This window comes from Nocardia sp. NPDC051900, assembly GCF_044452545.1.
GTDB classification, from domain to species: domain Bacteria; phylum Actinomycetota; class Actinomycetes; order Mycobacteriales; family Mycobacteriaceae; genus Nocardia; species Nocardia sichangensis.
On record NZ_JBITBU010000005.1, the window covers coordinates 151,144 to 169,564 of the forward strand.

An 18,421-nucleotide genomic window follows, 5' to 3' on the forward strand; every position below is an offset into this window, starting at 1 on the left:
GAATTCCGGCGCCGACGCAAGTAACCGACGAGAACCGAAGGGACACATCATGTCCGAACAGACCACCGCCCGCGCTGTCTCCGTCGTCGGCCTCGGGCCGATGGGGCAGGCGATGGTCCGGGCCTTCCTGGCCGCGGGCGTCGAGGTGACGGTGTGGAATCGCAGCCCCGAGAAGGTCGACGCCATGGTCGAACTCGGCGCGAAGCGCGCGGCGACCGTCGCCGCCGCCCTCGATGCCAACGAGGTCACCGTGCTCAGCCTGACCCACTACGCGGCGATGTACGACGTGCTCGGTCCGGCGACCGGCCACCTCGACGGCAAGGTGATCGCGAACCTGTCCTCCGATTCGCCGGAGCAGGCGCGCAAGGGCGCGGCGTGGGTCCGCTCGCACGGCGCGCAGTTCCTCTCCGGCGGCGTCATGTCGGCGGGGGACAACATCACGCATCCGGCGTCCTACATCTTCTACAGCGGCCCGCGTGCGGTGTTCGACGCCCACGCCGAGCTGCTGCGCCCCTTGAGCCCGCAGGAGTACCTCGGCGCGGACGACGGCCTGGCCCAGATCTTCTACCAGGGGCTGCTGACCATCTTCCATCCCTGGTTGCTCGCATTCGACCAGGCCACGGCGATGATCGATCGGTCCGGTCACGATGTCGCCGCGTTCGTCCCGTTCGCGATCCGCTCGGCCGCCGCCTTCCCCTACTTCATGGAGGAGCACTCGGTCGCCAACAAGAACGGCGGCTGGGCGTCATTGGCCAGTCTGAAGATGATGGACGCGGGCGCGCAGCACGTTATCGACGCGAGCGAGGAAATCGGCGTCGACGCCGTACTCTCGCACACCGCCCAGGGGCTGTGGCGCAAGGCCATCGCCGCCAGCGAGCGGGCCGGAACCCCCATTTCCACCTACGCCCTGCTGCGCGACCCCGCCTGACGTCGCGGAGTCGGCCGGGTCCTCGCACTGTCGACGCGAGGACCCGACGGGGTCTTCCTCGTCTACACGACCTACATCAAGACCACCGCCGAAAAGCTCTGGCAAGCGCTGACCGATCCGGCGTTCACCAACCGCTACTGGGGGCGCGAGCTTCGCCACGGACTGGCGTCCCGGATCGGAAACGACTTGGCGCCAGCAGAACTGGAGCAGCAAGGCTCCCGAACAAGTCGTGCTGGAGGCCGAACCGTACCGCCGCTTGTCCTACACCTGGCACACCTTCGACCCGGCGCGAAGAGAGCAGTGCTCTTGACTTTGTCGCGCCCTTCGTGGAACACTTCTCTCTATAGAGAGCAGTGCTCACAATAAGGAGTAGTCATGGACCTCAACACCCGCTACGTCGGCCCCGCCGGATTCGACGCGGTCTTCAACCGGATCGCCAACCTGCTGCCCAAGCTGGGCATCAGCGTGATGGGGTCGCGGCTGCTCGCGGTGCGCGGGCGCAAGAGCGGGGAATGGCGCACGACGATGGTGAACCTGATGGTGCGCGAGGACGGCGAGCGCTTCCTCGTCGCGCCGCGCGGGCACACGCAGTGGGTGCGCAACCTGCGCGTGGCGGGCGGGGGCGAGTTGCGGCTCGGCCGCAAGGTCGAGGTGTTCACCGCCACCGAGGTGCCCGATGCCGACAAGGTGCCGCTGCTGCGCCTCTACCTGCGGAAGTGGGGCTGGGAGGTCGGCAAGTTCTTCGAGGGCGTGACCAAGGACGCCACCGACGAGGAACTCGCCGCCATCGCGCCGGGGTTCCCGGTATTCCAGCTGAAGTGAGCTCAGCGCGAGCGGGCCAGGAATTCGATGGCGGCGGCGTAACCCTGGATGCCCATTCCCGCGACCACGGCGGTCGCGATCGGGGAGATGTAGGAGTGGTGCCGGAACTCCTCGCGTGCGTGCACATTGCTGATATGCACCTCGACGATCGGGAGTTCCGGGATCACCAGCGCGTCGCGGAGCGCCACCGAGGTGTGGGTGAGGCCGCCGGGGTTGATCACGATGCCCGACTCGGCGCCGCGCGCCTGGTGGATGCGATCGATCAGCGCGCCTTCGGAGTTGGACTGGAAGGCGACGATCTTCCGGTCGAACTTCGCCGCGGTCCGTTCGCACAGCTCCACGACGTCCTCCAGCGTCGCCGACCCGTACACCTCCGGCTGCCTGGTGCCGAGCATGTTGAGGTTCGGGCCGTTGAGAACCAGGATCGGGCCCGGTGTCGCGTCCGCGGTCACAGCCATGCACGGCAAGATACCGCGTCACACCGCGCCGCCCGACCGGGCCCGACCGGCTACAGCCCCTGCGGGCCTTCCGAACGCAGGTCGTCGACCTTGCGCATGGCTTCGCGCAATTCCTCTAGCCACGTCTCCGCGTGCTTGCCCGCCAGTTTCACCGTCCAGGCGAGCGCGTCGGCGCGGGAACGGGCGACGCCGGCGTCGACCAAGGTGTCGAGCACCTTGCGTTCCGGCTGACGCAACCGGGTCATCACAGGCACGGCCAGGTGGGTGAACAGAATCCGTTCCCCGTCCACCGAGACGCCCCAGGCCACATTGCGCCGGTAGCGGTGCTGCGCTTCGTTCGCGATCTGCATCCGGGCGGGCCGGGTGGACTCGCGGAACCGGGCGACCGCTCCCTCCTTGGTCGCGCGGGGAACGTCTTCGGTCGAGACTTCGGAATCGTCGGCGTCCGGCTTCTTCTCCGGCTGCGGAATCGGCAGCTCACCGATGACGACGATCTCGTCCCGGTCGATCTCGATCACCGGCGGACCGGTGAACCAGTCACTTGGCAATCTTCCGGCGAACCAATCCGGTACGTCCGACGGGTCCGGCAGGTCGGCTTGCTGCCAACCGCCCGTTCGTCCGAAACCCCGGCCGCGGTGTGCGTTTCTCATGGCGGGTCACCTATCTTACTGTGGTGCGTTGCTATCAGTGATTACAAGATTACGTCGCAAATCACGCGGGGGAGTTGCGCTCAGTGCGAACAAGGGTCCGGTTGCTTCGCTCCGCACCCGTCGGGGTATTTATTGATACGAAACGTCGAGTCGGGTAGTAACCGCGCGACTTTTCGAGAAGGCCGGTACGGTAGCGGCGCCGGTTGCCGCCAACCGGCTGGACGATGATCATGAAAGGCCCCCCGAGATGCGTCATCCCGGGGCAGAATTGGGATGCTGAGCATGGGTAACGTCCGCGCTACGGAGGCATCGCGGTCTGGTCTTTTTCGGGTACGGTGGTCTTGTTACTGGAGTGACAAGAGTGAAGAGTGGGCGACATGGACGTGTGGGGATCCCGCCGCTTTCGTGTTCGCGGCGCAATGGCACTCATGGGGGTGGCGGCGCTCGCGCTCGGGATCGGGTCGTGCGGGATACACGAGAAGCAGAATGAAGCGGAAGCGGTCGTAGAGCGCTTCACGGACCTGCTCGACGATCAGGACTACACCAAGGCGGCAGACCTGACGTCGTACCCCATCGCGGCTACAGCAACTCTGAAGCAAATGTTCGAGGGGTTGCACGGCGCCAAGGTCGACTACCGCAAGACCCAGTTCATCGGCCTGGACGCGCAGTCGGCGATCTTCAGCATGGACGTCGAGTGGAGCTTCGGCGAGCGCAAGACCTGGAATTACAGTCTCGAGGGCAACGTGCGCAAGCTCGCCATCGGCTGGCGGATCTCCTGGGAGCCCGCGGTCGTGATGCCGCAGCTGGCGCACAACCGGACGGTGCGGCTGGTGCGCACCTATCCGACGCCGGCGTCGCGGGTCAACGACATCGCCGGTGAACCGCTGATGACCGAGCAGACCATCAACGTCGTCAAGCTCGATCCCGCCAAGATGCCCGACCCGGTCGCGTCGACCGACGCGCTGGCCAAGGCCATCGAGCCGGTCGCGCCGCTGATCACCGGGCCGGCGCTGATGCAGCAGCTGGCCACCTCGCAGGGCAAGCCGATCATCGCGGTGAACTTGCGCGAGGGGGACTTCGCGATCCTGGAGCCGCGGATGGCGCCGATACCCGGCGTGGTGATGGAGAAGCAGCCACGGCTGATCTCCGCCGACCGCCGGGTCTGGTCGCCGATGCTGGACGCGCTGCGCAAGGTGCAGCAGGAGAGTCAGGAAGCGCATTCCGGTTGGGGCGTGCAGCTGTTCGAGCAGGACGGGCGGTTCATCACGCAACTCGCCGGTCAGCAGGGTCCGCCGGGACCGGACATCGCGGGCACGATGGACCAGCGCTTGCAACGTGCCGCCGAGGACGCGGTGGTCAGCGTGCCCACGCAGGCCTCGATCGTGGCGATCCAGCCGTCCACGGGGGCGGTGGTGGCGGTCGCGCAGAACAGCCAGGCCAGTGAGCACGGCTCGGTGGCGTTCACCGGACTGTATCCGGTGGGCGGCAACATGGACCTGTTCCGCGCCGTCGCGGCGTCGGCGAAGAACAAGGCGCCGCAAGATGTCTCGGTGCAGGACGCGGCCGAGGCGGCGACCGCGCTCGGCGTCGGCATCGACTTCAAGGTGCCCGGCCTCGACGAGGTGACCGGCCGCCTGGCCATCGCGGGGCGCAGCGCCGAGCAGGTGCTCCAAGGCGGTGGTTCGGACGCCGTCCTGGCCAGCCCGTACGGCATGGCCATCGCCGCGGCCGCGATCGCGCGCGGGGCCGTGCCGCCGCCGATGATCGAGGCCGGACGCCCGAGCGCCACCGACGCCCGGCTCGATCCGTTGCCGCCGCAGACCGCCGACCGGCTGCGCGGCATGCTGCGCGACGCCACGAACGCCCCGGAACTGGCGAGCGTGCGCCGCTACCGCGACGTCGCCGCGTTCGCCGCGACCGCGGGTCCGGACGGGTGGCTGATCGGGTCGATGGGCGATCTGGTCTTCGCGATCCACATCAACGACGTGGACAGCAAGGACGCGACCGCGCGGATGGCGGCCAGAATGTTGCAGGCGCTGGCGACTCCGGAGCCGTGATCACCGCACGGCTTTGTACACCGCGCGCCAGCCGAGCAGGAACACCGCGAGCACCACACCGGCGACCAGCACGAAGCTGACCGCTGTGCCCTGACCGCTGACCACGCGCAGCAGCATGCCCCCGACCAGGGTGCACGCCCAGATCACGACTCCGGCGGGCCACAGCGGGGTGATGTCGAAGCGCGCGTCGCCCGAGGCGGCGCGCCACCGGAGCGCCACGACCAGCCAGCCGACGACCAATCCCGTCGCGAACGGCCACACGGTGCGCAGCAGCCCGGCGAGCACCGCTTCGTCGTGGCTGCGCCTGCCGATCGCGCAGAAGACGACGACGAGCAGCGCATCGACCACGAAGGGCACCAGTTTCCTCACGCGGGCCAGCGTAACGGCAGCCAGGACGCGGCTTCCGTCACAGCCGCCGCTGCTCGAACTCCTTCTCGAACTCGGCGTCGTCGGCCTGCGGCCTACGGAACAGGAACAGGAACACGATCCACCCGGCGATGGCCACCAGGATGAAGCTCACCATCCGATAGACGAACGCCGCGGCCACCGCCTGCGCTGCGGACAGACCCGCGGCGGCGGTGAGGCCGTAGATCAGCGTCGCGTCGACGTAGACGATGCCGCCCGGCGCGAACGGAATGGACCCGACAGCCTTGCCCACGGCGAACGCGAGCAGCAGACCGGCGATGCGCGGATCGGCGCCGACCGCGTAACAGGCCGCGCCCAGGCAGGCCACGTCGGCGAAACGATGCACCAGCGCCCAGAGCGTGACCAAGACGCCGTCGCGCTTGCCGAGCTCGACCGACTCCAGCTGACCGAGCATGTCTTCGATCTTGGCGGCGCCGTGCTCGGGCGGGCGTTTGCGCAGCCGGTTGACCAGCGCCAGCAGGTTGCGCAGCAGCGCGTCGAGCGAACCGGGATTGCGTGAGACGTGATTGCCTGCCCACACCAGCCCGACGACGGCGGCCAGCGACAGGATCAGCTTCAGCGGGCCGATCTGCCCGCCCGCCAGCAGCGTGCCGCCGACGCCGAGCAGCGCCAGCCCCACCGCGGCCACCACGCCGGAGAACACCAGCTGCCAGGAGGCGACGACCGGACTGGCTCCCCAGCGTCTGGTCTGCCGGTAGGTGAACGTGGTGGAGAACACCTGGCCCGCGGGCAGGGTCACCGACATCGCCGTCGCACCGTAGACCACGGCGACGGACTTCCGCTGACTCACCGCGACGCCACCCGCGTTGAGCAACTGCTTCTGCACCCGGCCGAATCCACTCATCGACAGCGCCTGCAGCCAGATCGCGGCCGCCAGCCAACCCCAGTGGATCTCGGTGAGCTTGCGCCAGGACTCGTGTAGCCGCGGCCAGAGGTACACGCCCTCGGCGATCAGCAGGGCCAGCAGAGCGGCGCCGAGCACCCATTTCAACCAGCGGAATCTGCCACGGCGGGAACCCGCCGTGGGCGGCGGCGCAGGATCGTCTGCTCGTTCCCCGTCGGCCGTCACGCGGTCAGCCTAACGAACGCGCCGTTTCGACATCGGTATCGTCGGGCGCGTCGGCCCGTTCTCGTGGCCAGGCCAAAAGCGTTTTCCTGCGTCTGCCGCGCAGCTGTACCTCGTCGCCGGTTTCCCACTGGTCCTGCTCGCTCTCCTCGGCGAAATACAGCGCGCTGCCCGAGGCCAGCGTTCGGCCGGGACGTTCTTTGGCCAGCTCGGTGAGCCGGGACGCCTCGTTGACCGGATCCCCGATCACCGTGTACTCGAAGCGGTTGGCCGCGCCGATGTTCCCCGCGACGGCCAGTCCCGCCGAAACACCGATGCCGATGTCCAGGCCGGGCACTTCCCGCAGGGTCTCGCGCAATTCGCGCGCGGCGGCGAGCGCGGCGGTCGGCGCGTCCGGGCGGTCCAGCGGCGCGCCGAAGATGGCCAGCGCCGCGTCGCCGACGAATTTGTTGACGAAGCCGTGGTGGCGGTCGATCACATCGACCACGATGCGGAAGAACTCGTTGAGCAGGCTCACCACCTCGGTGGGCGGCCGCTCGGCGGCGGTGGCGGTGGACCCGACCATGTCGACGAACAGCACCGCGACGAACCGGGTCTCGCCGCCGAGTTCGGTGCCATAGTCCAGCGCCCGCTGCGCCACCTCTTCGCCGACGTGCTGACCGAACAGTTCCTGCAGCTGACGGCGCTTGGCCGCCTCCTCCATCATCCGGTTGAAGCCGACCTGCAACAGGCCGATCTCACTGCCGTCGAAGACCTCGACCTGCACGTCCCGCGCCCCGGCCTGGACCCGGTCGATGGCCTGGCTGAGCTGGCGCACCGGGTCGGAGATGCTCGAACCGGTGAGCATGGACAGCGCGAGCGCCTGCATGATCACCACGCCGCACAGCAGCAGGATGGAGATGGCCAGCGACTGGGCGGAGAACTTCACGTCCGAGGAGATCTGGGTCACGCACAGCAGCACGATGGCGATGGTGGGGGCGAAGGTGCCCATACCCCAGGTCATCCCCATCCTGGTGCCGACGCCGGGAGTGAGGGTGTGGTCGAAGGTGCCCTCGGTCAGCGCCTGGGCCGCCACCGGGCGCAGGATGCGCTCACCCAGCATGTAGGTGAAGCCGAACACGATGGTCGCGGCCATGCACTCGGTGACGATGACCGCGCCCGCCAGCGCGGGAGTGTCCCTGATGATCAGCACGGCCAGCACGGCTCCGCCGATCAGCCACAGCGCGAGGTGCAGGATCGCCTGGCGCAGCGGTGCGTGCAACGCGGCCATCTGCTCCTGGCGGCTCGGCGGTCCGCCGCGCATCTGCCAGCGCATCACCGGGCGCAGCATCAGCGCGGACGCGGCCATGCTGAGCAGGCCGCCCGCCACGAAGACGACGGCCGGAATCAGCAGGCCGGTGCTCCTGGCACCGGTTGGCTCGCCCTCGGGGACGGGTAGTCCGTACTGGATGAAGGCCCACACCAGAACCGCGCCGAAAGCGTTCGCCAGCAGCATCGATGTCAGGTACAGCGGCCAGCGCGTTCGCATGGTCTGTTTGACCGCTTCCAGAGGCGCCGACACGGGGTCCAATCTAGCGTTCCGGTCCGGTCGGGCTGTCCGCGGCGCTGACCGCCGGTGAAGGCCGGCAGGCTACGGCCGGGCCGGTTAGGCGTACCTCCGCCTTCGCTCCGGCCATGCGCGAGCTGAGGACGGACTAGGTCCGACAGCACCCGTTAGGCGTACCTCCGCCTTCGCTCCGGCCATGCGCGAGCTGAGGACGGACTAGGTCCGACAGCACCCATTAGGCTCACGGAGGTGACCGACCCGAAGCCAAGTCCAGAGCGGAAAATCACGCTGTCGCGGCCCGCGGCGGAGACGGTGCACCCGATCGTCCGGGTATCGGCGGAGTGGGGCTGGCGGCTGCTGGTGCTGTTCGCGCTGGGGCTCGCGGTCACGGCGATCGTGCAGAAATTGGCGACCGTGGTCATCCCGCTGGCCATCGCGCTGCTCGCGGCGGCGTTGCTCGCGCCGCTGGTGGACTGGATGCAGCGATTGGGCGTGCCGCGCTCGGTGGGTGTCTTCGTCGCGCTGGTCGGGTCGATCGGCGTGGTCGCGGGCATCATGACCTTCGTCGTGGAACAGTTCGTCGCCGGTGTGCCGCAGCTGTCGAACAAGTTCACCGACAGCATCCACCAGATCCAGGACTGGCTGATCAACGGCAGACTGCATCTGAGCAACGAGCAGATCCGCAACGTGGGCGACGCCGTCGTCAAGGCGATCCAGTCCAATCAGGACAGTCTGACCAGCGGGGCGCTCACCACCGCCACTGTGATCGGCGAATTGCTGACCGGCACCTTCCTGACGCTGTTCATCCTGATCTTCTTCCTCTACGGCGGCGATCAGATCTGGGAGTTCGTCACCAGGATCGTGCCCACCGACCATCGCGAGCGGGTCCGCACCGCCGGGCGGCTCGGGTTCGGCACGCTTGTCGGGTTCGTCCGCGCGACCGTCGTGGTCGCGGCGGTGGACGCCATCGGCATAGGCGCCGGTTTGGCCATCCTCGGTGTGCCTTTGGCGTTGCCGCTGGCCTCGCTGGTGTTCATCGGCGCGTTCATCCCGATCATCGGCGCGTTCCTGGCCGGATTCATCGCGGTGTTCATCGCGCTGGTGACCAAAGGGCTGGTCACCGCCCTGATCGTGCTCGGCATCATCATCGCCGTGATGCAGCTCGAGGGCCATGTGCTGCAACCGCTGCTGCTGGGGCGGGCGGTCAGTATCCACCCGCTGGCCGTGGTGCTGGCGATCACGGCGGGCGTGGTGATCGGCGGGATCGCGGGCGGTCTGCTGGCGGTGCCGTTCGTGGCCGTGATGAACACGGCGATCCGGTCGTTGCTGGAAGGCCCCGAGGAACTGTACGGGGAGCTGCAGACCGGCGAGGACCATCACGGGCTGTATTCGGCCGAACCGGATCGGCCCGAGCCCGGCCGGTTCGACGTGGCCGCGACGCTGATCGAGGCGACCAAGAAGCAGGCCACGGAGTCGGCGCAGCGGAAGGCGGAGTCCGATGACGGCGCGCAAGCCGGCGACGGCACGCCGAAGGGCTGAGCTGCGCTCGGCCGACGTTGCGACCACACCGCTGTGGCGGGCCGCGCAGGCGCTGCGGCTGGTCACGCTGCTGTACGCGGTCGGCCAGCAGATCGCTTCGGTGCCGTACTACACGAACCAGCGGTTGAGCTGGGTGCTCATCGCGTTGATGGCGGTGTGGTCGGGCGCTTCGGCGATCATGCTGTCGCAGTGGCATTTCCCCGAGGTGGCGCGGCTGCGCACTTGGGTGGTGATCGGCGATCACGTGGTCGTGATCGGGCTGATGGCCGCGACCCGCCTGGTCGCCGACTACGACTGGTATCACGGGCACCAGACGCTGCCCACCACGCTGTGGGCCACCAACGCCGTGATCGGCGCGGCGATCCTGCGCGGACCGTTCGCGGGCGTGCTGTCCGGAGCGTTGATCGCCGCGGTGTCGCTGACGGTGCGCGACCAGTGGGGTGAGGACGTGTGGGCGGACGCGACGGTGCCGGTGCTCGTCTCGGTGGGTCTCGCACTCGGCTTGGCCGCCAACACCGCGCGCCGCGCCCAGGACCAGCTGGAGCAGGCCGTGCGCCTGACCGCGGCGGCCGAGGAGCGCGAACGGCTGTCGCGCGAGGTGCACGACGGCGTGTTGCAGGTGCTCAGCTACATCAAGCGCCGGGGCAGCGAAATCGGCGGACCCACGGAGGAATTGGCCCTGCGCGCCGGTGAACAGGAGGTGGCGCTGCGCGTGCTGATCACCGAGCAGGCCGATCACCGGGACGCGGGCGGAGCCGAGGTCGACCTGCGGCCACTGCTGACCGCGCAGTCCACGCCGACGGTGTCGGTGTCCACGCCCGGCGATCCCGTGCGGGTCGGCCGCTGGATGGCGAACGAGATCGCCTCGGCCGTGGCCACGGCATTGTCCAATGTGGAGCTGCACGCCGGGCCGGATGCGAGAGCATATGTGTTGCTGGAGGACACCGGCGACGAAGTGGTGATCAGCGTGCGCGACGACGGCGTAGGCATCCCGCCAGGACGGCTGGCCGAGGCGGAAGCCGAAGGGCGCATGGGAGTTTCCCGGTCCATCGTGGGGCGGATCGCGGCACTCGGCGGCAGCGCGGACCTGCTCACCGAGATCGATGGCGGGGTCGGATTCGGCACCGAATGGGAATTCCGGGTGCCCAGATGAGCGAGCGTCGGCGAGGCGCGGGCACGAGCGAAGGCGGAGGCGCTGATGGCGGACCAGACGGCCGGGTCCATTTCGGTGATGGTGGTGGACGACCACCCGATGTGGCGGGACGGTGTCTCCCGCGATCTCTCCGAAGCCGGATTCCGGGTCACGGCCACGGCCGACGGTGTCGCCGCGGCGAGCAGGCGCGCCGGGGCGGTGCGGCCGGACGTGGTGCTGATGGACATGCAGCTGGCCGACGGCAACGGGGCACAGGCGACGGCCGAGGTGCTGCGGGTGTCGCCGCAGAGCCGGGTGCTGGTGCTCTCGGCATCAGCCGAGCGTGACGACGTGCTCGACGCCATCAAGGCGGGCGCCTCGGGTTACCTGGTCAAGAGCGCGTCGGCGGCCGAGCTCATCGACGCCGTGCGCGCCACCGCGGCCGGTCAAGCGGTGTTCACACCGGGGCTGGCCGGACTCGTGCTCGGCGAGTACCGGCGGATGGCGACCACGCCGACGCGACCCGACGAGCCGCACCGGCCCGCGCTGACCGAGCGCGAGACCGAGGTGCTGCGGATGGTGGCGAAAGGGCTGTCCGCCAAGCAGATCGCGACGCGGCTGGGACTGAGTCACCGCACCGTGGAGAACCATGTGCAGGCGACGTTACGCAAACTCCAGCTGGCGAACCGGGTCGAATTGACTCGCTACGCCATCGAACAGGGGCTCGAGTAGTCCGGAGGGTGCTCTCGAATCAGGGATCGCCCTGATGCGGTCGTGGCCGTCCGCTGGGTAACCTCGATCGCATGGGTGGGCCCGAATCGGTATCGAATGCGGTCGGCTCCGGCGGCGCGGTGGGCGACCGGGAACTGCGCGTGTCGGACGCCGAGCGGGAACACGTCGGTCAGCTGCTACAGCGCGCGGTCGGCCTCGGCATGCTCTCGCTCGGTGAGTTCACCGAGCGGATGGACACCGCGCTGGCCGCCAAGACCCGCGGCGAATTGAACGCCGTCCTCATCGATCTGCCCGGCGTCCGCCTGGTGGGGCAGCCCGCCGCGCCGCCGTCGACGTTCGTGAACTCCTCGCCCGCCTTCACCAGGCAGGCGTCCGGCTCGAACGGCGCGAGCAACGTGATCCGTTCGCGGTTGTCCGGGGTGAGCCGCCGCGGCCCGTGGCAGGTGCCGCCCACCCTGTATCTGAACAACTGGCTGTCCGGGGTCACCTTGGACTTCACCGAGGCGATCATGTCGACCCAGGTGGTCGAGCTGCGGGTCGACGACTTCGCCGGTTCGATCAATCTGATCGTGCCCGCGGAGGCCACCGTCGACCTGAACGGGCTGGAGCTGATCGGTTCCAGCGTGAACAACAAGGTCCGCACCGGGCCGCCGCTGGGCGCCCTGCACCTGGTGGTGCACGGCAAGATCCGATTCGGCTCGGTCACCGCGAAGCATCCGTTCATGGCGCAGTGGCGCCGGTTGATGGGGCGCTGAGCGGCTGGTCAGCCCGCCGTGGGAGTCAGGTCGAGCGTCGGGTAGTCGGTGTAGCCTTCCGCGCCGCCCACGTACATCAGATGCGCGTCGCGCACCGGGTTGAGTGGTGCGCCGGTGCGCAGCCGCTCGACCAGATCGGGGTTGGCCAGGAAGGAACGGCCCAGCGAGATCGCGTCCGCACCGCCTGCGAGCAGGCGCTGCGCGGCTTCCCGCCCGCCGTCCTCGGGCAGGGGGACGCCCCAGCCCAGATTCGGGTTGGCGATGAGGGCCCCCGGCCACAGCGCCCGAATCCGTTGGAACAGGGGCTGATCGGAGTCGGCGAAGACGTAGTGCAGGTAGGCGAGGCCCTTGCCGGCCAGCGCCGAGACGAGTGCGGGGTAGATGTCCTCGGTGTCGCCCTCATCGATGCCGTTGACGGACACTCCGGGGGAGATCCGCACGCCGACGCGCTCGGCGCCGATCGCGTCGGCGATCGCCTCGACCACCGCCACGGTGAATCGGATGCGGTTGGCCACCGACCCGCCGTAGGAGTCGGTGCGCTGGTTGGTGTTCTGCGCCAGGAATTGGTGCAGCAGGTAACCGTTCGCGCTGTGCACCTCGACTCCGGCGAATCCCGCCGCGATCGCGTTTTCCGCCGCGGACGCGAAATCGGCGATGGTGGCCTCGATATCGGCGGTGGTCATCTCCAGCGGGACGACGGCATCCTGCGCGCCGCTGGGAGTGTGGATGGGCTCGGGCAACGGAACCGGCGAGGGCGCGACCGGGTGCAGCCCGCTGTTGTCCGGATGGCCGACCCGGCCGCCGTGCTGGAGTTGCAGGAACATTCGCCCGCCCGCCGCCGCGACGGCGCCGGTCACCGCTCGCCATCCCGCCACATGCGCGTCGGTGTAGATGCCGGGGATGTCGGCGTAGGTCTGACCCACCCGGTTCGGCGTGGTCGCCTCGGTGATGATCAGGCCGGCGCTCGCGCGCTGTGCGTAGTAGGTCGCCATGATCTGGGACGGCGTGCCGTCGGCCGCGGCGCGGTTACGGGTCATCGGCGCCATCACCAGGCGGTGCGGCAGCGCCAGGGAGCCGAGGGTCGTGGGCTGGAAGAGATCGGAAGCCGCTGCGTTCGTCATGTTGGTACGGTAAAACTTGACATCAATGTGAGATTCAAGCCCGAAGGCGAAAGGCCAGGTGACGGATGCGAATCGGGGAACTCGCCGAGCGCACCGGCGTGAGCGAACGGTCGCTGCGCTATTACGAGGAGCAGGGCATGCTGGCCTCCGACCGCACGAGCGGCGGTCACCGCGACTATCCGGAGCGCGCGGTGGACCGGGTCATCCACATCCAAGAGTTGCTCGCGGCGGGACTCACCAGCAAGAAGATCGCGCGAATCCTGCCCTGCATGCGCGACGCGGACGGCGGTCCCAACGAGTACGCCACGCCCGCGCTGGTCGACGAGCTGCACACCGAGCGCGAACGGATCACCCGCACCATCAATGATCTCCTGCGCTCGCGCGAGGTGCTGGACGAGGTGATCGAACGAGCCGGGGAACGACCGGCGGGCTAGGTGTTGACCCCGATCCGGCGGGCGAACGCGCGCAGCGGCACCTTGCGGTCGTGGTCGAGCAGTTCGGACACGATGTGGCGCGGCAGCGACTGGTATTTCAGCCAGTCCGCGCCGCCCACCCGTTCCGCGGTGAGCAAGGCGTCCAGCGCGCGCTGGTGCCGGCCGGTGCGGGTCAGCGCGACCGCCGTGTCGGCGAGGTGCCGCGCCCGGGATGCCTGCGGGAGACTGCCGTTGACCGGCATGTCCTTGGCCGCGGCCAGCGCCTCCGGGTAGCGCTCGGAGGAGATGTTGACATCGACCGTCTGCATGACGACTTGGGAAGGGCCGAAATAGGTCTCGTAGTCCTGCCGGTCCGTGCCGATCCGCAGGGCCACCTCGCTCGCAGCCTCCACCAGGGACAAGGCGTCGTGCACGTCCTGGGCCCGGCCCGCCGCGGTCGCGCCCTGCAACACCAGCGAGCCGTAGGCGGACAGATGCGTTGGCGTGACGTCGCCGGAGGGCTCCAGGGTCGCGGCCGCGTTCAGCGCCACGCCGCGTGACTCGTCGTAGCGGCCCTGCACCAGCAACTGCCAGGCCACCGAACCGCGGATGGTGGCCAACAGTAGGGGATCGTTGCCCAGCTCGGCGGCGGCGAGCGCCTGCCGGATGGCCAGGAACGCCGGATCGGTCTGGCCGAGATGCACCAGCGTGCATCCGGTTACCCAGTACATCCGGGCCAGCAACTCGTTGGCGGGTGCGACCGAACCGTTGCGCGCGGCGTGCACGGTGGCGCGCAGCTGGGTCAATCCCGGCGGAAGGATCGAGGTCAGCAGCTCGTAGCGGCCCGACCAGTAGGCGCCCCAAGCGTATTCGACCGAGCGCCGGCCGTCGTCGAGGCTGACCGCCTCCTCTTCCCTTGTCTCGCCGAGCAGGTCGTCTACCGGCGTCAGCGCGCGGCGGATGGCCACGATGCCCGCGTCCGGATTGGTGGACGGCACGCCTTGGCGCTTGCCGATCAGATCGGCGATATCCACGTCCAAGGCGCGCGCGATCTTCTGCAAGCTGGCGATGGAGGCGGTTTGGCGGCCACCCTGCTCGAGTTTGCGCACCAGATCCACGCTGACCCCCGCCTGATCGGCGAGCTGGCGCTGCGTGAGCGCCTTCCCGCGGAATTGGCGGATCCGAACTCCGATCGACGATTCGTCCATACCCAAGTCCTTTTGTTAAATCTGGGTTTCAGAGTACGACGCTATGTTATCTGGGACTACCGAAGTGGGACATTGCGTACGACTCGTTCGCTGCTGGTTGGAATACCGTTGCCTTTCTGCAACTTTGAATGCAAAGGGCGGCGGCAATGAAAACCATGCCGAAGAACACCTTGCAGGCCGGGCGCGCCGATCGCGCGTGGCGGCCTGGTGCACAGACCACGCGACCGGCGCGCCACCGCGCGATTCGACCGCTACGCCAGGTCAGCGCTCTGCCCGCGAACGCCGGAACACGGATGCGCGACCAGCGCGGGTTGCTACCCCGAAAGCCTCTCGTTTCGACCGAATTCGGCTACTGCGATGCGGAGTAAAGCGATGTTCGAGGGCTGTCACGACCCCCAGGAAGTCGCGCATCTGCTGCGGCATACCTACGGGCTTCCGGTTCAGTTGCTGGCCGGACGCCCGACGATAACCACCGGCTCCATCATGGGCGCGATCGTCATGCCGCCGGAACTGGGTCGCAAGGTGCTCGTCCAATTGGACCGCAACCACACCGCACCCGTCATCGCCGATCCGGGCGAGCGCACGTGGACCTTTCTCGTCACGCCCCCGAGCCCCGCTCGGCCGGTCGAGGTCGCGGTCCGGCGCTGTCTCGCCGGTCACGGGGTCACCGTGGTCCCCGGCGGTCGCATCATCCTGCTCCCCAGCTCCGACTCGGCACTGGGCTGGCACTGGGCGGGCGAACCGGCGCCGGGCGTCCTGCGCATGCCGCCGCGCACCGCGGTGATCGAGGCCGTGCACGAGGTCGTCGGGTTGCGCACCTACTGACCACTTGGCGCGACCGGTCCTCATCCGACTGCCCCGGGTGAGGGCCGGTCGGGCGGGTAGAACCCGCCTGTCTACCAGGGGTAACTACTCATGCTCGCGCGCGTCGCGGTGACCAGCATGAAGTCATGACTACCTCCATCGATCCGGCGTTGCTCGCGCGTCTCTCCGGCGAGTTCACGACGCTGGGGACGCAGTTGGGCGTGCTCGGCCGGGATCTGCGTGTGCTACATGAGCAGGTCGTCGCGGATGCGGGTGTCCCGGTGCGTCCGGCCTCATCCGACACGCCGGGTGCGCCCGGGAACGAGGTACCGCGCGGGGCAGCGTCCGGCGAGGCGCGCGATTCGATCGCGCAACCGTCGGTATACGGCGAGACCGGCGGACAGGCGTTCGGCGATGCCTCGGAATCCGGTGCGCCCGCACGCCCGGTTGCGGGGTCATCGAGTGGAATCGGAGGGTCTGTCAGCGGTGGGTTCGCTGGGTCGTCGCGTGCGATGGATGCCCACGCCAGCGGTGGGTTCGCTGGGTCGTCGTCGCGTGCGGCCGACACGTTTGCCGGCGGCGGGTTCGCGGGATCGGGGTACGCGGCGTCCGGTGCGATACCACCGATTACGCCGCCCTGGCCGGGACAATCGTCGGCGGCCGGTGTGCCGGTTCACCCTCCGCAGCCCGCATACGTTCCGCGTTTCGCCCCACCGCCCGGCGGTGCGTGGGGTGGCGCTCCGTGGCCGCCCAACGCGCGGGGACCGATGCCGGGGGCGGTGCCGCCTCGCCCGCCTGTCCCACCGCGCGCGGGGCCACCGGTGCCGCATACGCCGTGGTGGCAACGTGACGGGGTGATCAGCCGGCTCTTGGCGCTGGCGGGTGTGGCGGTGACGTTGATCGGCGTCGCGATGCTCCTGGTTCTGGCTGCCCAGGCGGGATTCTTCGGGCCGGTCCCGAGAGTGATTGCGGGAGCGATTTTCTCGGCTGTGCTGTTGGCTGCGGGAGTACGAGTCTTCCAGCGGACCGGAGGGCGGGTCGGCGGTATCGCACTGGCGGCCACCGGCATCGCGGGCGCCTATCTCGATGTCGTCGCGGTGACCGCCATCTACCACTGGCTGCATCCGGCACTCGGGCTCGCCGTCGCTTTCGGTGTCGCCACCGCGGGCGTCGGTTTGGCGATGCGGTGGCGCTCGCAGCCACTCGCGGTCCTGGTGGTGCTCGCCGCGGCGGCGCTGTCTCCGGTGGTGACCACGCGGGTGGTACTGCTCGCGTTCCTGATCGTGTTGCAATTGGTTTGTGTGCCGGTGCAATTGACGCGGAACTGGCCATACCTGCACGTGGCGCGCACATTGCCCGCGGCGCTGGCGACGTTCGGGTTCGTCGCGGGTGCGGTTCTCGGAACTCCCGCTGGAGAGCGCAGTTGGGTGTTCGTGGCCGCGGTGGCGGTCGCGTTGGTCGGAATCACCGGGACGATCGTCGTCGTCCGGCACCGGCCCGCCGATCTCACCGCCTCGCTGACGATGGCGGCAGCGCTCGTGCCGATGCTGCTCGCCCCGGGGATGTATTCCGAACGGCACATCGCGGTGTCGGTAGCGTCGATCGCCGCCGCGGTGCTCCTGCTCGTCGCCGCGGTGAGCATGGCGCCGAAAGTGAACGAGTTGGTACGGATCCCGGGGCACACGGCCCTCGTGGCCGCCGTCGCGGGCTCGATCGCTGCGCTCGAGGCATGCGTCGGCGCTACCGAGACGCGGACCTTGCCCACGGCTCTGCTGCTGGTGGCGTTGGTCTTCCTCGGCGTCGCGGGCCAGCGGACGTCCCGCCCGGCGGCGGGCCTCGGCGCGGCGTTCGCGGTGCTCGGCGGCTTGGCGCTGCTGAATGTCGCGAGCCCGGGAGTGCTTGCCTCGCAACATCGCTCGGAGGCGAACCTCGGCATGGCGACCGTGCTCGGCGCGACGCTGGCCCTCGCGGTGATCGCGGTGGCGATGTGGTGCGCGCGGCGATTGCCCGGACCTGCCGCGGGCAGCGCGTGGCCGTGGATCGCCGCGAGCGTCGCCGGACTCTACGCGGTGACCACGACGACGGTCTCCCTCGGCGTCGCGACCGGAACGCCGAACGGGTTCCTCCTCGGCCACAGCGCCGCGACCATCCTGTGGATGGCAGCCGCGACCAGCGCCCTCCTGTTCGGACTTCGCGCACTCGCCGACGCACCCGCGGTCGCCAAACTCGCCTTGGGTTCCGGTTTACTGGTCACGGCAGCCGCACTGGCCAAACTGTTCCTCTTCGACCTGGCCACCTTGGACGGCTTGGTCCGCGTCGCCGCCTTCCTCGTAGTCGGCATTCTGCTGCTCTTGGCAGGCGCCCGCTATGCCCGCGCCTTCGCCGACGCGGGAACGGGGAGCGCACCTGATGGCACCGCAACGACTGTCGCGAAGCGAACGGAGGAGCCCGACGACTCCGGTCGAGCGAGCTGACTTACCCGTGACCCGGTCGCGGTGGCCCAGATCGTCGCCACGCTCACCGGGAACGCACTCAAAGCGAGAGGTCGCTGCGCGATCGCTTGCACCGCGTGAGCGAGATCGGCACCGCGTTCGCCCCCGAACAGTGGTCTGCGAACGGGCCGGGTGCCGCGCGGCTACGAACAGGCGAACGCGTGCTCGACCGCCTTCGTGCTCTGCTCGCAGGACAGTTCGGTCGGCAGGCCTGGCCGGTGGCGCTACGCAACGCGCTGAGCGGGAACCGCTGGGCCATGGTGGATTTCAAC

18 protein-coding genes are annotated in these 18,421 nt (G+C 69.0%); 11 read left to right on the top strand and 7 right to left on the bottom strand.

What is annotated here, in order from left to right:
* Nucleotides 1–49: 49 nt before the first annotated feature.
* The 3 genes from ACIA5H_RS09905 (at nucleotide 50) to ACIA5H_RS09915 (ending at nucleotide 1,750) form a co-directional block, all read left to right on the top strand.
* Entirely contained in the window at nucleotides 50–928 is an 879-nt protein-coding gene (locus ACIA5H_RS09905; RefSeq protein ID WP_397075230.1) for an NAD(P)-dependent oxidoreductase, read from the top strand.
* A 115-nt stretch (nucleotides 929–1,043) separates the two neighbouring features.
* The gene (locus ACIA5H_RS09910; RefSeq protein ID WP_397075490.1) at nucleotides 1,044–1,238 is read left to right on the top strand and encodes an SRPBCC domain-containing protein; all 195 of its coding nucleotides are present in this window, start codon (nucleotides 1,044–1,046) and stop codon (nucleotides 1,236–1,238) included.
* Between the two features lie 65 nt (nucleotides 1,239–1,303).
* Nucleotides 1,304–1,750: a nitroreductase family deazaflavin-dependent oxidoreductase gene (locus ACIA5H_RS09915; protein ID WP_355071310.1), complete on the top strand. Its 447-nt coding sequence runs from the start codon at nucleotides 1,304–1,306 to the stop codon at nucleotides 1,748–1,750.
* A gap of 2 nt (nucleotides 1,751–1,752) precedes the next feature.
* On the opposite strand, the gene aroQ is transcribed toward ACIA5H_RS09915, so the two are convergent.
* Complete coding sequence (gene aroQ, locus ACIA5H_RS09920; protein WP_355071312.1) at nucleotides 1,753–2,208, bottom strand: type II 3-dehydroquinate dehydratase; 456 nt, start codon at nucleotides 2,206–2,208, stop codon at nucleotides 1,753–1,755.
* A gap of 50 nt (nucleotides 2,209–2,258) precedes the next feature.
* On the bottom strand, nucleotides 2,259–2,858 hold the full coding sequence (locus tag ACIA5H_RS09925; RefSeq protein WP_397075233.1) for a hypothetical protein: 600 nt from the start codon (nucleotides 2,856–2,858) through the stop codon (nucleotides 2,259–2,261).
* A gap of 377 nt (nucleotides 2,859–3,235) precedes the next feature.
* Here ACIA5H_RS09925 and ACIA5H_RS09930 point away from each other — a divergent pair, with 377 nt between their 5' ends.
* On the top strand, nucleotides 3,236–4,915 hold the full coding sequence (locus ACIA5H_RS09930; protein WP_397075235.1) for an NTF2-like N-terminal transpeptidase domain-containing protein: 1,680 nt from the start codon (nucleotides 3,236–3,238) through the stop codon (nucleotides 4,913–4,915).
* Here ACIA5H_RS09930 and ACIA5H_RS09935 read toward each other — a convergent pair whose 3' ends face one another.
* The 3 genes from ACIA5H_RS09935 to ACIA5H_RS09945 are packed head-to-tail and all read right to left on the bottom strand — an operon-like array spanning nucleotide 4,916 to nucleotide 7,935.
* A complete protein-coding gene (locus tag ACIA5H_RS09935) occupies nucleotides 4,916–5,284 on the bottom strand; it encodes a DUF3054 domain-containing protein (RefSeq protein WP_397075237.1) in 369 nt (122 codons plus the stop codon).
* Between the two features lie 37 nt (nucleotides 5,285–5,321).
* Nucleotides 5,322–6,410 carry a YbhN family protein gene (locus ACIA5H_RS09940; protein ID WP_379249354.1) on the bottom strand — a complete coding sequence of 363 codons (1,089 nt, stop codon included), beginning with the start codon at nucleotides 6,408–6,410 and terminating at the stop codon, nucleotides 5,322–5,324.
* 4 nt (nucleotides 6,411–6,414) lie between these two features.
* Nucleotides 6,415–7,935 carry an adenylate/guanylate cyclase domain-containing protein gene (locus tag ACIA5H_RS09945; protein WP_379250098.1) on the bottom strand — a complete coding sequence of 507 codons (1,521 nt, stop codon included), beginning with the start codon at nucleotides 7,933–7,935 and terminating at the stop codon, nucleotides 6,415–6,417.
* Between the two features lie 267 nt (nucleotides 7,936–8,202).
* Between ACIA5H_RS09945 and ACIA5H_RS09950 the strand changes: the two genes are divergently transcribed.
* From ACIA5H_RS09950 to ACIA5H_RS09965, 4 genes are all read left to right on the top strand, one after another.
* Complete coding sequence (locus tag ACIA5H_RS09950; RefSeq protein ID WP_397075240.1) at nucleotides 8,203–9,492, top strand: AI-2E family transporter; 1,290 nt, start codon at nucleotides 8,203–8,205, stop codon at nucleotides 9,490–9,492.
* Complete coding sequence (macS, locus tag ACIA5H_RS09955; protein WP_379249350.1) at nucleotides 9,452–10,645, top strand: MacS family sensor histidine kinase; 1,194 nt, start codon at nucleotides 9,452–9,454, stop codon at nucleotides 10,643–10,645. Before ACIA5H_RS09950 ends, macS begins: the two co-directional genes overlap by 41 nt.
* A 45-nt stretch (nucleotides 10,646–10,690) precedes the next feature.
* Nucleotides 10,691–11,356, top strand: coding sequence for a response regulator (locus ACIA5H_RS09960; protein ID WP_379249348.1), 666 nt, complete (start codon nucleotides 10,691–10,693; stop codon nucleotides 11,354–11,356).
* A gap of 119 nt (nucleotides 11,357–11,475) precedes the next feature.
* Complete coding sequence (locus tag ACIA5H_RS09965; protein ID WP_356963483.1) at nucleotides 11,476–12,111, top strand: DUF1707 domain-containing protein; 636 nt, start codon at nucleotides 11,476–11,478, stop codon at nucleotides 12,109–12,111.
* 8 nt (nucleotides 12,112–12,119) lie between these two features.
* Here ACIA5H_RS09965 and ACIA5H_RS09970 read toward each other — a convergent pair whose 3' ends face one another.
* Nucleotides 12,120–13,232, bottom strand: coding sequence for an alkene reductase (locus ACIA5H_RS09970; RefSeq protein WP_397075243.1), 1,113 nt, complete (start codon nucleotides 13,230–13,232; stop codon nucleotides 12,120–12,122).
* Between the two features lie 65 nt (nucleotides 13,233–13,297).
* On the opposite strand from ACIA5H_RS09970, the gene ACIA5H_RS09975 reads away from it, so the two are divergent.
* Nucleotides 13,298–13,666: a MerR family transcriptional regulator gene (locus tag ACIA5H_RS09975; RefSeq protein WP_355072089.1), complete on the top strand. Its 369-nt coding sequence runs from the start codon at nucleotides 13,298–13,300 to the stop codon at nucleotides 13,664–13,666.
* Here ACIA5H_RS09975 and ACIA5H_RS09980 read toward each other — a convergent pair.
* Entirely contained in the window at nucleotides 13,663–14,853 is a 1,191-nt protein-coding gene (locus tag ACIA5H_RS09980; RefSeq protein WP_355071325.1) for a helix-turn-helix transcriptional regulator, read from the bottom strand. The genes ACIA5H_RS09975 and ACIA5H_RS09980 overlap by 4 nt on opposite strands.
* A 357-nt stretch (nucleotides 14,854–15,210) precedes the next feature.
* Between ACIA5H_RS09980 and ACIA5H_RS09985 the strand changes: the two genes are divergently transcribed.
* Both ACIA5H_RS09985 and ACIA5H_RS09990 read left to right on the top strand, forming a co-directional pair.
* A complete protein-coding gene (locus ACIA5H_RS09985) occupies nucleotides 15,211–15,678 on the top strand; it encodes a hypothetical protein (RefSeq protein ID WP_355071326.1) in 468 nt (155 codons plus the stop codon).
* A gap of 833 nt (nucleotides 15,679–16,511) precedes the next feature.
* Nucleotides 16,512–18,131 carry a DUF2339 domain-containing protein gene (locus ACIA5H_RS09990; RefSeq protein ID WP_397075247.1) on the top strand — a complete coding sequence of 540 codons (1,620 nt, stop codon included), beginning with the start codon at nucleotides 16,512–16,514 and terminating at the stop codon, nucleotides 18,129–18,131.
* Nucleotides 18,132–18,421 lie beyond the last annotated feature (290 nt).